This is a genomic window from Nocardia acididurans, assembly GCF_016741815.1.
In the GTDB taxonomy this organism is placed as follows: Bacteria; Actinomycetota; Actinomycetes; order Mycobacteriales; family Mycobacteriaceae; genus Nocardia; species Nocardia acididurans.
Genome location: NZ_JAERRJ010000003.1, coordinates 125,221 through 139,672 on the forward strand (window position 1 = coordinate 125,221; position 14,452 = coordinate 139,672).

The window sequence follows — 14,452 nt, forward strand, 5'->3', positions numbered from 1 at the left end:
GTCAGGCGGATTCGGCGTGGTCGGGGGCTGGTTCGGGGGCGGCGGGGTAGAGGCGGTGCACGGTGAGGGCGGCGGCCAGGAGGCGGGAGTCGTGGGGGTCGCTGGGGTCGAGGCCGGTGAGGTCGGCTACGCGGCGGAGGCGGTAGCTGTGGGTGTTGGGGTGGACGTGCAGGATGGCGGCGGCGGCTTTGCGGTCGGAGCCGAGGCGGATGTGGGCGTCGAGGGCTTCGAAGAGGTGGGGGTGGCCGAGGATGGGGGCGATGCGTTCGGAGAGGCGGTCTCGGGCCGGGCCGGGGCGGGTGAGCTGGTATTCGAGGAGTAGGTCGTCGAGGCGGTAGACGCCGGAGGGGCGGCCGAGGAGGCGGGCAAGGTCGGCCAGGTCGGTGACGTGCCGGGCGGCGGCGGGGAGGTCGGCGCGGGCGACGGCGGAGTATTCGGCCAGGTGGACGTCGAGGCCGAACTGCTGGGCGAAGGTGGCGGCGAGGTCGTCGTAGGGTTCGCCGGATCCGGTGGGGAGCAACGCTATTCCGGTGCTGCCGTCGAAGGTGTGCAGTGGCGCGGTGCCGGTGCGGTCGGCGAGGGCGCGGTGGACCAGGCGCAGTCGGCGCCGGGCGGCCAGGGTGTCGGCGACGGGGACCAGGGGGCCGGTGCGGGCGTGGATGGCGAGGACGTCGTATTCGTCCTCCAGGGCCAGGTCGGCGCGGGCCGCGAGGTCGTCGGCGGGGGCGCCGCGGAGCAGGGCGGTACAGAGGGCGCGCCGCGATTCGCGTTCGACGGTGTAGACGGTTTCGCCGACGTCGGCGTGCACTTCGGCCATGGTGACGGTGAGGTGCATGAGGAGTTCGAGGGCGTAGCTGCCGAGGGTGATGAGTTCCTCGAGATCTTCGGGGCGGGCTTCGCTCGCCATTTCGAGCCAGCCCTGGCGGGCGCCGCCGAAGACGGAGATGAGCAGCAGTCGCAGGGGAATTCGGTCTTCGGCGTTGCGTTCCACCACCGGCACCACGAATTCGGCGACCTCTTCGGCGGTGACCGGTCGCCGCTCCTCGATGACGCGCAGGAAGGAGACGAAGCCGCTGACCATGTGCGGCAGCACCTCCTCGGCGAAGTGCTCATAGGGCAGTTCGGCGGTTTCGGGCACGGTGCGGAGCCCGGCCTGGAACACGCTCTGTGCGATATCCCCCAGTCGCGCAAGCAATCTCGTCATGATCGGCGAGTCCAGAACCGGAAGAGAATCAGTGTGCGACATAGACCGATTGTGAACAACCACTGGCGTCCGCGCCAAAGCATGTGACAGGAACACAAAGGTTCCACGGCAATCTTTGTCACGCGGGACAAATGACGCGCGCCACTTGCTTCGGAGGTAGACTATCGGCTCGCCGCCGCGGTGGCGCAGGTCATTCATCTGGTCTCGCGAATACAATTTCCGGGCGCTGCTTTGTCTCCTAAAATAAAGGTGCACAATGTAATTCGCCGTATTCGAATTTCGGGGATACGCTGCGCAAGGTGTCCGTTTCGATTACACGCCCGCTGTCCGTGGACGACCTTCCCGGCCCCGGCGGCTGGCCGGTGCTCGGCAATCTCCCGCAGATGCCGCCCGCCGCGCTGCATCGCCGATTCGATTCCTGGGCCGACGAATTCGGTCCGGTCTACCGGCTGAACGTGGCCGGGAAGCGCGTGATCGTGGTGAGCGATCCGGAGCTCAACAAGGAGATCCTGCGCAATCGGCCCGGCGGATTCCGCAGGCAGTCCTCGATCGAATCGATCATGGACGAGATGGGCTCCAACGGGCTGTTCTCCCTGGAGGGCGAGTCCTGGCGGCGACGCCGCAAACTGGCCATGCCGGCCTTCAACGCCGCACACCTGCGCGGCTTCCACCCCACCCTGGAGACCATCACCGAGCGGCTGCGCAGGCGCTGGGAACGGCAGGCCCCCGGTGATATTCGCGCCGAGCTCACCCGTTACACGGTGGATGTGACCGCGAAGCTCACCTTCGACTACGACATCAACACCATCGAGCAGTCCGGCGATGTGATCCAGCGGCACCTGGAACTCATCTTCCCGATCATGAATCGGCGGCTCGGCATGCCGTTCCCGTACTGGCGCTACGTGAAGCTGCCGCAGGATCGCGCGCTGGACAAGGCGCTGGCGGCGCTGCGGGAGGATCTGACCGGTGTGATCGCGCGGGCGCGGGCGGCGCTGCCCGAACGGCCGACGAACTTCATCGAGGCGCTGCTGCTGGCGCAGGACGGGCAGGAATCCTTCACCGACGAGGAGCTGTTCGCCGAGGCGCTGACGATCCTGATCGCGGGCCAGGACACCACCAGCAATGCCACCGCCTGGCTGCTGTACCACCTGGCGGGCAATCCCGATGTGCAGCAGCGCATTCGGGAGGAAGTGGCGGAGATTCCCTCGGTCCTGGACCGGCAGCCCTACCTGGAGGCGGTGGCCGCCGAATCCATGCGCCTGCAGCCCACCACTCCCCTGCTGGCCATGGAGGCCATCGGCGATACCGAGATCGGCGGGATCCAGATCCCGGCCGGCACCTGGGTGATCGTGAACGTGCAGCACGCCGGGGTGCAGGCACGGAACTTCAGCGACCCACTGACTTTCGATCCGGAGCGCTGGCTGGGCAACCCGCACGGCAATCACCGCCCGGACGCCTCCATCCCGTTCGGATCCGGTCCGCGCTTCTGCCCTGGTCGCGGGCTGGCCATGCTGGAGATCAAGAGTGTGGCCGCCATGGTGTGCCGCACCTTCGACATCAGCCTGCCGGCGAATGGCGAAAAGCCCAGGGACCAGTTCCATTTCGCCGTCATCCCGATCGGGATGCGGCTCGAGCTGCAACGCCGCAGCGGCGACTGATATTCGATAGCTCGAGGAGCAGTATGTCCATCAAGAGGTTGTCCGCGACCGACGGCATCTGGCTGTCGCTCGAATCCCCCGATATGCCCATGCATGTCGCGTTCCTGCTGGAGTTCAGCGCTCCCGACGGCGATGCCGCGCGCTATGTGCGGCGCTGGCGGGCGGGGCTCACCGCGCCCATCACGGTGCCGCAGCCGTGGAATCTGGCCCCGGTGGGCGGGCCGCTGACCCGGCTGGTGGCGTTGATGCGGGAGACCGAGGAGATAGACCCGCTGCAGCACATCCGGAGCTGGCAGTTGAGCCGGAGCGGGGATCGCCGGGAACTGGTGGAGCTGGCCACCCGAATCCACCGTGAGCAGCTGGATCCGGCACGCCCGCAGTGGGAGATCCACATTGTCGAGGGCCTCGCCGCCGATCGGTTCGCGGTGATCCTGAAGGTCCATCACAGCCTGTTCGACGGCGCGTCGCTCATGCGGCTTTTCACCGAGACCTACTCGGAGGATCCGCACGCGCGGGATACCCCTGATCTCTTCAGTATCGGCCGGTCGCAGCCCGATACGCCGCGTGAGGCGTCGAATCCGTGGCGGGGGCTGCTGATCGCCCTGCGCGGTGTGCTCGAACTGCTGCGCGGATTCGGTGGCGCGACCCGGGATGCGTTGCGGCGCAAGCGCGGGAGGAAGGATCTCGCCCAGCGCGCGTACCAGCAGCCACCGTCGATATTCGACGGTCCCATTACCGGGGCACGGGAATTGTCCCTGCGCCGTTACGATCTCGCGCGGTTCAAGCGGCTGGCCAAGGCAGCCGACTGCACCATCAACGACATCGTGCTGTATCTCGTCGGGTCGGCGCTGCGCGAATACCTCAGCGAGCATTCGGAATTGCCGCAGGAGTCGCTGACCGCCGGTGTGCCGGTGGATCTTCGGGACGAGGGCGATGACCGGGTCGGCACTCGCGCCGGGATGATGTTCACCGCGCTGGCCACCGAGGTAGCGGATCCGCGCGAGCGGCTGGCGGCGGTGCGCGCGTATATCGGTGCGGCCAAACAGCATATGGCCGGGCTGCCCCCGAACGCTGTCATCGGCTACGGCCTCGCGGTGACGCTGCCGTGGATCATGGGTCTGAGCTGGGGCCTGCGGCGTACGCCGTCCTCGCATCCGATGGGCATCTCCAATGTGCCGGGACCGCGTAATCCGCTGTACTGGAACGGTGCTCGCCTGGAGGCTCTGTATCCGATCTCGCTGCTCATGCACGGCAACCCGTTCAACGTCACCTGTGTCGGCTACAACGGCGCACTGCACTTCGGCGTACTGGGCGCCTCCGATTCCCTGCCGCCGATGGAATACCTGACGCAGGCCCTGGATTCGGCCCTGGACGAGCTGACCGAGCTGCTGCTGCCCGCCGAGCGGAAACCACTGCGGTCGGTGGGCTGAACGGTCCGGACAGCGGAACGCTCCCGGTCTTCCGACCGGGAGCGTTCTCGAGTCAGCGCTCAGGCGAGGAGGGCGGGCAGGCCGCCGATGGACCGTACCCAGTCGATGTACCGTTCGGTGCCCTCACGCAACGAAACCGTTGGCTCGAACCCGAAGTCGCGGCGAGCGGCCGAGGTGTCGTAGGTATTGGACACCGTCAGCGCGGCCACGGTCCAGCTGGACAACGGTGGAGCCACCCGCTCCTGCAGGCCGGGGATCTTCCAGATGGTGTCGAAGACGGCGATGGCCGTGTCCAGCACCGGTTTCGGGATGGTGCGGGTGGGCGGCGTGAGGTCGAAGGCGGTGGCCAGATCGCGGGCGAAGCCCCACAGGTCGATATCCTCGGCATCGGCGAGGAAGTACGCCTTGCCCGCCACCGCGTCCGAGCGGGACGCCTGCACGCAGGCGCGCGCGGCGTGCTCGCAGTAGGTGATCGACACCATGACCGGCTTGCCGCCCGACAGATCCGGCAGCCGTCCGGAGCGGATCTTGCTGAGCAGCAGCGTCATCCAGCCGCCCGAGCGCGGCCCCCAGATCATCCTCGGCCGCAGCGCACAGGTGGTGAAGTCACCGCTGTCGGCGGCCAGCACCTCGCGCTCGGCGACCGCTTTGGTTTCGACGTAGTAGCTCTTGGGGTTGCGCACATACGGTTCCGATTCGTCCATGCCGAACCGGTCGCGGTCGTATTCGGTGGCGACGCTGGGGCTGCTCACGAAGACGAACCGCCCGACTCCCGCGCCTCGCGCGGCATCCATGAGCCGCCGGGTGCCCAGCACGTTGGCGTCCCAGAACTGGTCGCGGCTGCCGGTCTCCTCCACCCGTCCGGCGCTGTGGTGCACCACGTCCACGCCCTTGCACGCGGCGGCCAGGGATTCCGGATCGCCGAGGTCGCCGTGCACCACCTCGATGTCGGGCAGGGTCTTCAAGTGCCCGAGATCGCTGGTGGGCCTGGCCAGTACGCGGACCTCGTCGCCGGCGGCGAGGCTGTGGTCGACGATATGGCTGCCGAGGAAGCCGGTGGCTCCGGTGACGAGGACTTTCATCGCGGGTTTCCTTCGGGGTCGTAGCCGAGCCGCTGGGCGGCCCACACCGCGAGCTGTTCCCGGCCGATCTTGGCGTTGTGCCGGATGTCGACGGGAAAGCCGGTGTGGTGCAGGAAGGTTCGGATGGGCGCGGTGAGTTCGCGGGCCGCCGCCAGCCGCCACAGTTCGCGTTCGATGCGCGGGATCTCGGCGGTGTCCACGCCGTCGCGCAGTTCGTAGCACAGCACCGGCACCTGCGCGCCGGGCCGCCCGACGCCGACGAGGGCGGTGCGGTGCACGTCCGGATGCGCGGTGAACACCTGTTCGCAGCGCACGGTGAACAGGTCGCCCGCGGCGGTGCGCACGCGCTGGGAGATGCGGCCGCAGAACCAGAGTCGGCCGGTGTCGTCGCGCCAGGCCAGGTCGCCGACGCGATGCCAGCGCCGGACGGTGCCGTCGGGCAACTGCTCGTCGATCTTGGCGCGCGCATTGGCGGCTTGGTTGTGGTGATAGGACCGGCTCACCTGCGCACCGGTGGCGACGATTTCACCGACCTCACCGGGTGCGACCTCCAGATCGTCACTCCAGGAGGGGATGTCGTCGTCGGTGATGCGGATGAGCCGAATCCTGGTGTCGCTGTCGGCTTCCGGGAGCGCGCGGCCCACGCAGGTGCCCGCGCCGTCGAGGGTGCGGGTGCGCATCTCGTCCAGCTCCGTCCACTCCAGGGTGGTGAGCGGCAGCGCCTCGGTGGCGCCGTAGGTGGTGAACACGCGCGCCTCAGGGCCGAGGGCGGCACGGATGCCGCCGAGGGCCGACAGGTTGGCGGGTGCGCCCATGGAGATCACCGTGGTGAGGTCCGGCAGCCGGGTTCCGCTGTGGCGCAGGTGTTCTCCGAGCGGTCCGAGCAGTGCCGGGGAGGCGGTCAGATCCGTCACCCGGTAGTGCTTGGCCACCGCGGCGAGCAGTGCCGGGTCGGCCTGGGAGACCCGCACCGGATCCACGGGTCCGAGGATCAGGTGCGCGCCCTGCAGCAGATCGAAGATGCCGAACAGCGGCACGGTCACCAGCGAGGTGAATCCATCGGCGCGCCCGTGCAATTCGGTGACCACGCGCAGCGATGCCGCGAATCCGGCCCGGGTGAACTCCACGCCCTTGGCCGGTCCGGTGCTGCCGGTGGTGAAGGCGATCATGAGCAGATCGCCGGGCCGGTGCGCGGGAGTCACCGGCGCACTGTACTTTCCGCGCTCGGCGAGGTCTTCGAGGCTGTATCCGCCCCAGAACGAGCGGCCCGCCGTGACGTGCATGCGGATCTCGCGGAAGGTGCGCCGCGCGGCCAGCCGGACGGCGTGGGCGCGCGGTACGCCGATGAAGGCCTGCGCCCCCACGCTCTGGAAGCAGTGCAGCATGCGCCGCACGCCCATGCCCGGATCGACCACGACCGGCACCGCCCCGACCCGGAACAGCGCGAAGATCACCGCGAACAGGTCCGGGTCGGGCCGCACCATGACAATCGTCTTGACGCCCCTGCCGATTCCGATCTCGGCGAAGGATCGTGCGTAGGCGTCGATGCGTTCGCCGAGTTCGCGGAAGGTGAGCTGCTCGACGGCGAGCGCCTCGGCGGAGGCGGCCCGGTCGGCATTGCGCACCGTCGGATAGGTCACGGCGGGCAGGTCGGCGTACTTCTCGAGCTGTCGGCGCAGCAGGACGTCGAGGTCGTCGGACACCGCCTTCACGCGGCTCCCGCCACGCGATAGGTGGCGGCGGCGGCCATGGGGCCCGACCCGGCCGCCAGCAGCACCAGCCGGGTGCCCGCGCCGAGTGCACCGCTCTCGTGCAGCTGGTGGTAGGCGATGGCGAGACCCGAGCTGCCGGCGTCGCGGTCACCGGTCATGGCCTGGTAACCGCGGGCGAATCCGAACCGCCCCGCGAGGTCGGCGGCCAGCCCGGGTACCGGGTTGTTGGTGACGAGAACGGCTTTCGCCGCGTCCAGCCCGGACCGGTCCAGGTGTGCGCGCAGGGTGTCGGCCGCGGTGTCCGCCAGCACGGTGGCGTAGTCGTCGGCCACCTGCACCGTAATGCTCTGCTGCCCGGCGTTTCCCATGGTCTTCAGGTCCAGGAATCCGGCGACGCCCGGGTTCGTCCCGGGTGCGCGCCCACGTGCGGGCGTGATGGTGATGTCGGAGAATCCGGCGTCGACGCCCTTGCTCAGCAGCCAGGCCGCGCCGACCGTCGCGTACCGGAATCCTGCTCCCGCGGCGGAGATTCCGCCCGGGTGCGCGTCGCTGCCCACGATCAGTACCCGCTGTGCGGTCCCGTTGCGCAGGAGCGCGGTGGCCGCCTGGGCGGCGTTGAGCACCCCGCACGCGCCGTTGCGCAGATCCAGCGAGAAGGTGGAGCGCCCGGATCCGGCCTCGTAGTCCAGGTGCATGCCCAGCCCGAGCTGGATGAGCGCCGAGTTGGCGGGCTCGACCACATTGCCGTCGCGGTACACGCCCACATTGATCAGCACGTCGATGTCACCGGGCTCGATTCCGGCCCGCTCCAGGCACTCTCGGCCCGCGGCGACGGCGAGGTCGATGGAGCCCGACCCCGCGGGCGCGGTGCTGATCGAGGACTGTTCGATGACTACGGACACTTCTCATCCCACCAATGCGTCGACGGTGGCCGACATGACGCCGAAAATCATTCCGGACGCGGTCGGCACGAAACAGATCTTGGAACCCTTGGGTATTTCTCCGCGCGAGATGTAGTCGTAGAGCGCGAGGAAATGCGTACTGGCCCCGGTATTCGCGTATTTGTGCACGGTGGCCAGGCGCGGCGGCATCTCGGCCTCGTGGATCTTCGCCCCGGATTCGGCGAGTTTCTCGGTGAAGGCCACGCCGAGCTGGTGGAAGACGATGAAATCGAACTTCTCGTCGGCGAATGTGCTGCCGCGCTTTTCGAGCAGATCGCGATGCAGTTTCGCCCAGGTTTCGCGGCGCGGCGCGGCCTGCATGGTGATGTTGTCGGTGAGCATGATCATGTTCTCGCTGGCGTCGCTGGGTTTGGCGATGCACAGCGGCGAGAATTCCGCGCTGCAGATCATGTCCACGTAGTGGATGCGGTCCCGCTCGTCCTCGGCGCGGTCGACCAGGATGGCCACCGCCGCGTCGGCCAGGGTGAGCGCCGGGAACTGGAGATCGCGGATGTCCTTGGCCTCGGCGAGCGCGCCCTCGGTGACCGGGGAGATGATCTCGGAGGTGACCACCATGCCGGTGCGCACGATACCCGCGCGAATCATGTTCTCCAGCAGGTAGATCGCGGTCATGGTGCCACCGCAGGCATTGACGACGTCGTAGCCGGTGGCATTGTCGGCGCCGATGCGGCGGGCGATCTCGTGCGCGGCGGCGGGCTCGAAGACCATGTGGAAGCCGTCGTGCACGGTGGTGCCGGCGCTGATGATGATGTCGAGGTCGGCGGCCTCGTACTTCGACCGGGCCAGGCAGTCGCGGGCGGCGCGCTCGCCGAGGGACAGCGTGTCCTCCCCCGCGCTCCGGTCGACCATGCGCCGGGTGCGGATGCCGGTGATCCGCTCGACGTCGAATTGCCCGCCGCTGGACATTCTTTCCAGCACTTCGTCCGTGGTGTATTCGCGCTGGGGCAGGGCGGCTCCGAGCGCACCGAGGCGTGCAGCACTCACAATCGTGACTCCCGCTTCGTGGGGTGTTAAGGGAAACGGCGATATGGCCGTCAATGGGGACTACCGAGGCGATCAATGGCTCGGGCCGTATTTCTCGGACGGTAGGAGCCGGAACCATACGGTGTCAAGGAAATCCGCGTGCGGGAGCGACCCATATCACCGTCATAGCCGGATTCGTACTCCCGCGAGAACAATTGCGGTGCCGCGTTCTGTCGCGGGAGACAAATCCCGCGCCACGGCTACGACTTCGGCGCGCACCTCAGCTAACCTGGCCCCATTCGGACTTCGTGGCCATTCGGCTATTCGCCTGTAGCGCAGCAGATTTGGAGCTTGTCGCGATGACACTCATAGGTACGGACCATTCGACGTCCACCCGCACCGCTCCCACCGCACCCGGCGCGCTGCCGCTGCTGGGCCATTGGCCGCGCTTCGGCCGCCGCCCGTACCGTTTCCTGTCGACGCTGTCGGCGGTGGGACCGGTTGTGCGGGTGCGCATCCCGGGCTACGACACCTATGTCGTGACGGACCCGGAGCTGGTGCGCGAGGCCTTCGTGGCGCTGTCCGACCAGGGCATGATGATCGAGCGGGCGGAGGCGTTGCTCGGCGAGGGCGTCACCGTGCTGCAGGGGCAGCGGCACCGGCGCGAGCGGCGCATGATCGCGCCCGCCTTCGCCAAGGCCCGCATCGCGCGGTACGCGGAGGTCATGACCCGCCTCGGCGCGCAGCGCGCCGAGTCCTGGCGGGCGGGCCAGGTGCTGGCGGTCAACGAGCAGATGCACGATCTGGCGCTGCGGACGGTCGCGGGGGCGCTGTTCACCGGTGAGCTCGGCGCGGAGACGGCCGAGCACATCCATCGGCTGCTGCCGCCGGTCATGACGCTGCTGTCGCGGCGGGTCACCCGCCCGGCCTGGATCGACCGGCTGCCGCTGCCCGGCAATCGCCGTTTCGACGCGCTGGTCGCGGAGATGAAAGCGGCCACGGGCGCGATCATCACGGCCTACCGCGCGGAACTGGCGGCCGATCCCGACCTCGATCACGGGGATCTGCTGGACACGCTGCTCAAGGCGCGCGACGAGAACGGCGACGCGCTCACCGATTCCCAGGTGCACGACGAGCTGATCAACTTCCTGGTGGGCGGCACCGAGGCCATCGGGGCCACCCTCGCCTGGGTCTTCCACGAACTGGCCGTCAATCCCGAGGTGGAGCGGGCACTGCACGCCGAACTGGACGCAGTGCTCGAGAACGGTCGCGCGGCCGAATTCACGGATCTGGCGCGGCTCGACGTCACCAAGCGCGTCGTGCTGGAAACGCTGCGCAAGTACTCGCCGTGGCTCACCGTGCGGCACGTCCCGGAAACCTATGTGCTGGGCGGGGTCGAGATACCCTCGGGCAGCATGCTTTTCGTCTGCCCGGTGGCGGTGCACCGCGATCCGGCGATACATCCCGATCCCCTGCGCTTCGACCCGGACCGGTGGCTGCCGGACCGGATGGCCGAACTGTCCAGGGGCGCGCACATCCCGTTCGGCATGGGCGCGCGCCAGTGCCCGGGCAATATCTTCGCGCTCACCGAGATCGCCCTCCAGGTCGCCACCCTCGGCGCGCGCTGGCGGCTACGACCCATGCCGGGAATTCCGGTGCGGGAGACCGTGATCGGCGCGCTGGTGCATCCGCAGCGGCTGCCCATGCAGGTGGAGGCGCGCCGACCGTGATCGACTTCGTGATGCGCCGGCACCGGCTGGTGCTGACCGTGGCGGCCGTGCTCGCCCTGCTCGCGGGCGCGGCGGGGATGACGCTGTTCGACAGGCTCCAGGGCGGCGGCTATTTCGACCCCGGCGCGGAATCCACCGCCGCGAGTGCCGCCCTGCGTGAACATTTCGCGCAGGGCGCACCGAACCTGGTCCTGCTGGTGGAAACCGGCGGCTCCGTCGACGACGCCGAAACCACCCGGGCCGCAACAGCACTCGTCGATCGACTGCGCGGCGAGGCGGATGTCTCCGGCGTGCTGTCCTACTGGACCTCCGGCAAACTGCCCGCCCTGCGCGACAAGCAGGGTGATACGGGTCTGGTGGTGGCCACCATCCTCGGCGACGAGATGCACATCGACGACCGGATCGCCGCGCTGGCACCGGCATTCGCGGGCGCGCACGACGGCCTCGACATCACCGTCGGCGGCTACGCCATGATGGCGCACGAGACGGTGAAGCAGGGCGAGAAGGACATCATCGCCGGTGAGGCCATCGCCTTCCCACTCACCCTGATCGCGCTGCTGCTGGTGTTCGGCAGTCTGGTGGGGGCGGCGCTGCCGCTGCTCATCGGCACCGTCACCACCATGCTGACCATGGGCGTGCTCTGGTTGATCGCCGCGGTCACCGATCTCGGCGCGACCGCCTCGAATGTGGCGTCACTGCTGGGCCTCGGCCTGGCCATCGACTACAGCCTGCTCATCGTCAACCGGTATCGCGAGGAGCTCGCCGGGGGTGCGGAACCGCGAGAAGCGTTGCGCACCACCATGTCCTCCGCTGGACGGACGGTGGCGTTCTCCGCGCTGACCGTGGCGGCCGCGCTGTCGTCCATGCTGTTCTTCCCGCTGCTGGCGGTGCAGTCCATCGGGTACGCGGGCATCGCCGTGGCGGTGATCGCGGCGGTGGTGTCGCTGACCGTGCTGCCCGCGGTGCTGCTGCTGGCGGGACCGCGCGTCCAGCGTTCCAGATTCGGCCGGAAGGGGTTGTCCGGCACCGAGTCCCGGGCGGTGGACGAGGGCTTCTGGCATCGGCTGGCCACCATGGTGATGCGCCGGCCGGTGCCGGTCGCCACGATCACGATCGTGGTGCTGCTGGCGCTGGGGTTGCCGTTCCTGCAGTTCAATGCCGGGTTCCCGGACTACCGGTCGATGCCGGGGGACACCTCCGCGCGGCAGGTCGCCGAAACCCTGCGGACCGATTTCGACGCGGCCGAGCTCAGCGGACTGTTCGTGGTGCTGCCCGACAGCAAGGACGGGCTCGGCGATTATGCCGCCGCCCTGTCGAAACTGGCGGGAGTGCGGCGCGTCGACACCGCGACCGGCAGCTATGCCGCGGGCGCACTGGCGATTCCGCAGGCGGCCATTCACGCACGGTTCCAGAACGACTCCGCCGCATATCTTTCCGTCATTCCGACGGAGGCGGATCCGGAGACCGTCAACGGGGTCGTGCGGGCGATCCGTGACACCCCGGCACCCACACGCGCCCTGGTCGGCGGCGTGGACGCGGCCAATCTGGATGCCATCGCGGCGCTGACGGGCAAGGCTCCGCTCGCGCTGGCCTACGTCCTGGTTCTCATGCTGGTGCTGCTGTTCCTGCTCACCGGAAGCGTTTTCGTGCCGGTGCTCGCGCTGGTGCTGAGCGCGCTGAGCCTCACCGCCACCTTCGGCGCGCTGGTGTGGATCTTCCAGCAGGGCCACCTGTCCGGGCTGCTCGGGTTCACCGTCACCGGCGACATCTCGGCGGTGGTGCCGGTCATGCTGTTCGCCATCGCCTTCGGGCTGGCCATGGACTATCAGGTGTTCCTGCTGGCCCGGATTCGTGAGGAGTATGAGCACACCGGTGATCCGGTGGGCTCGGTGGCGGTCGGGCTGGAGAAGATCGGCAGGATCGTCACGGCCGCGGCGATTCTGATTTCCATTGTGTTCCTGGGCTTTCTGGCCTCCGACATCACCTTCATGAAGGCGTTCGGCATCGGCCTGCCGCTGGCGGTGCTGGCCGACGCGACGCTCATCCGCGGCTTCCTGCTGCCCGCCGCGCTGCGGCTGGGCGGTCGGTGGACGTGGTGGGCGCCGGGGCCGCTGCGCCGCCTGCACGATCGCATCGGCATCCGCGAAGGCGGTTCGCCGCCCGCGGAAGTCGCCGTGCACGCCTGAAACACACCACCGCACACCCTGTTTCGACGAGGAGCCGCATGACCACCGCCCCCGAGCACTACGACGTCGCCATCATCGGCTCCGGTTTCAGCGGGATCGGGGTCGCGATCGAACTGCGCCGCCAGGGCATCGACAACTTCGTGATCCTGGAGCGGGCGGACGCGATCGGCGGCACCTGGCGCGACAATGTGTATCCGGGCTGCGCGGTGGACGTGCCCTCGGTGCTGTACTCGTATTCCTTCGCGCCCAACCCGAATTGGACTCGACTGTATGCCACGCAGCCGGAGCTGCGCGGCTATACCGAGGCCGTGGTGGACCGGTTCGACCTGCGCGGGCACGTGCGCTTGCGCAGTGCGGTGACCGACGCCGACTTCGACGAAGCCGCCCACCTGTGGACGGTCCGGCTCGCCGACGGCCGGGAGGTGCGGGCTCGCGCGGTGGTCATGGGCTATTTCTCACTGCACGCGGAAGCGGTGCCCGATATCCCCGGGCGCACGGATTTCGCTGGGCCGCAGATGCATTCGAGCAAGTGGGATACGACCTTCGAACCGGCGGGCAAGCGGATCGCGGTGATCGGCTCGGGTGCGAGCGCCGTGCAGATCGTCCCGGCGCTGGCCCGCACCTCCGCCCGGGTGCTGTCCTTCCAGCGGTCCGCCGCGTGGGTGCTCCCGCGTGGTGACCGCCCGATTCCGCCGGCCGTGCGGAAACTGCTCCGGCGTGTCCCGCCGGTGCGGCTGGCCGCGCGCGCCCTCGTCTTCACCTTCCTGGAGGCGCTGCACCTCGCCGAGTTCCACCCGCGCCTGGTGTCGGTGTACGAACGGATCTGCCTGGCTGCGCTGAAACGGCAGGTCCCCGATCCCGAGACGCGCCGCAAACTCACGCCGGACTACCGTTTCGGCTGCAAACGGCCCATGGTGTCGGACGAGTACTACGCGGCCTTCGCCCGCCCCACCGTGGATCTCGTCACCGAGAAGATCATCGAGATCACCGAGAACGGTGTTCGCACCGCGGACGGCGTGCACCACGAGGTCGATGCCATCGTGTGGGCCACCGGCTTCCACATCCAGGATTCCATCGCCCGCTTCCCGGACTTCCGCACCCCGGCCACCTCCACCCGCCGCAAGTTCGCACGGGACGGCTTCACCGCCTACCGGGGCATCGCCTTCGCCGGGCTGCCCAACCTCTTCGCGGTCACCGGACCCAACACCGCACTCCCGCACACCTCGCAGTTCCTGGCCATCGAGCCGACCACCCGGCTGATCGCGCGCACCATCTCGCATATGCGCGCCCACCACATCACCCGGTACACGCCCGACGCCGCCGCCGAACGCGAATGGGTCTCGCGCGCACGGACTCTGCTGAGTTCCCGGGTCTGGTCGGTCGGCGGCTGCACCAACTACTTCACCACCCCCGACGGCACCAACACCCTCACCTTCCCGGGCGGCACCTGGACGCTGCGCCGCGATCGCGGGCAACTGCGGCTCGAGGACTGGCGGCTGGGCGACGCCGTCTGACCATCCCGCAC

At 68.8% G+C, this 14,452-nt stretch carries 10 protein-coding genes; 5 read left to right on the forward strand and 5 right to left on the reverse strand.

Annotated features, from left to right (window positions below; translation table 11 throughout):
* Nucleotide 1 precedes the first annotated feature (1 nt).
* Nucleotides 2-1,204 carry a PucR family transcriptional regulator gene (locus JK358_RS39920; protein WP_201945359.1) on the reverse strand — a complete coding sequence of 401 codons (1,203 nt, stop codon included), beginning with the start codon at nt 1,202-1,204 and terminating at the stop codon, nt 2-4.
* A gap of 299 nt (nt 1,205-1,503) precedes the next feature.
* Between JK358_RS39920 and JK358_RS08755 the strand changes: the two genes are divergently transcribed.
* A complete protein-coding gene (locus tag JK358_RS08755; protein ID WP_201945360.1) occupies nt 1,504-2,862 on the forward strand; it encodes a cytochrome P450 in 1,359 nt (452 codons plus the stop codon).
* Between the two features lie 23 nt (nt 2,863-2,885).
* Nucleotides 2,886-4,292 carry a wax ester/triacylglycerol synthase family O-acyltransferase gene (locus JK358_RS08760; RefSeq protein ID WP_201945361.1) on the forward strand — a complete coding sequence of 469 codons (1,407 nt, stop codon included), beginning with the start codon at nt 2,886-2,888 and terminating at the stop codon, nt 4,290-4,292.
* Between the two features lie 59 nt (nt 4,293-4,351).
* On the opposite strand, the gene JK358_RS08765 is transcribed toward JK358_RS08760, so the two are convergent.
* From JK358_RS08765 to JK358_RS39080, 4 genes are read right to left on the reverse strand one after another with little or no spacing between them, the layout of a single operon-like run.
* Nucleotides 4,352-5,374 carry an NAD-dependent epimerase/dehydratase family protein gene (locus JK358_RS08765; protein WP_201945362.1) on the reverse strand — a complete coding sequence of 341 codons (1,023 nt, stop codon included), beginning with the start codon at nt 5,372-5,374 and terminating at the stop codon, nt 4,352-4,354.
* Entirely contained in the window at nt 5,371-7,086 is a 1,716-nt protein-coding gene (locus JK358_RS08770; protein ID WP_201945363.1) for a fatty acid CoA ligase family protein, read from the reverse strand. Before JK358_RS08770 ends, JK358_RS08765 begins: the two co-directional genes overlap by 4 nt.
* Nucleotides 7,083-7,988 (reverse strand): beta-ketoacyl-[acyl-carrier-protein] synthase family protein, encoded by a 906-nt coding sequence (locus JK358_RS08775; RefSeq protein WP_201945364.1) that lies wholly within the window; start codon nt 7,986-7,988, stop codon nt 7,083-7,085. Before JK358_RS08775 ends, JK358_RS08770 begins: the two co-directional genes overlap by 4 nt.
* 3 nt (nt 7,989-7,991) lie before the next feature.
* Entirely contained in the window at nt 7,992-9,032 is a 1,041-nt protein-coding gene (locus JK358_RS39080; RefSeq protein ID WP_201945365.1) for a 3-oxoacyl-ACP synthase III family protein, read from the reverse strand.
* Between the two features lie 338 nt (nt 9,033-9,370).
* Between JK358_RS39080 and JK358_RS08785 the strand changes: the two genes are divergently transcribed.
* The 3 genes from JK358_RS08785 to JK358_RS08795 are packed head-to-tail and all read left to right on the forward strand — an operon-like array spanning nt 9,371 to nt 14,441.
* A complete protein-coding gene (locus JK358_RS08785; RefSeq protein WP_201945366.1) occupies nt 9,371-10,741 on the forward strand; it encodes a cytochrome P450 in 1,371 nt (456 codons plus the stop codon).
* On the forward strand, nt 10,738-12,927 hold the full coding sequence (locus JK358_RS08790) for an MMPL family transporter (RefSeq protein ID WP_307817399.1): 2,190 nt from the start codon (nt 10,738-10,740) through the stop codon (nt 12,925-12,927). Before JK358_RS08785 ends, JK358_RS08790 begins: the two co-directional genes overlap by 4 nt.
* 38 nt (nt 12,928-12,965) lie before the next feature.
* Nucleotides 12,966-14,441, forward strand: coding sequence for a flavin-containing monooxygenase (locus JK358_RS08795; RefSeq protein ID WP_201945367.1), 1,476 nt, complete (start codon nt 12,966-12,968; stop codon nt 14,439-14,441).
* The last annotated feature ends 11 nt before the right edge of the window (nt 14,442-14,452 follow it).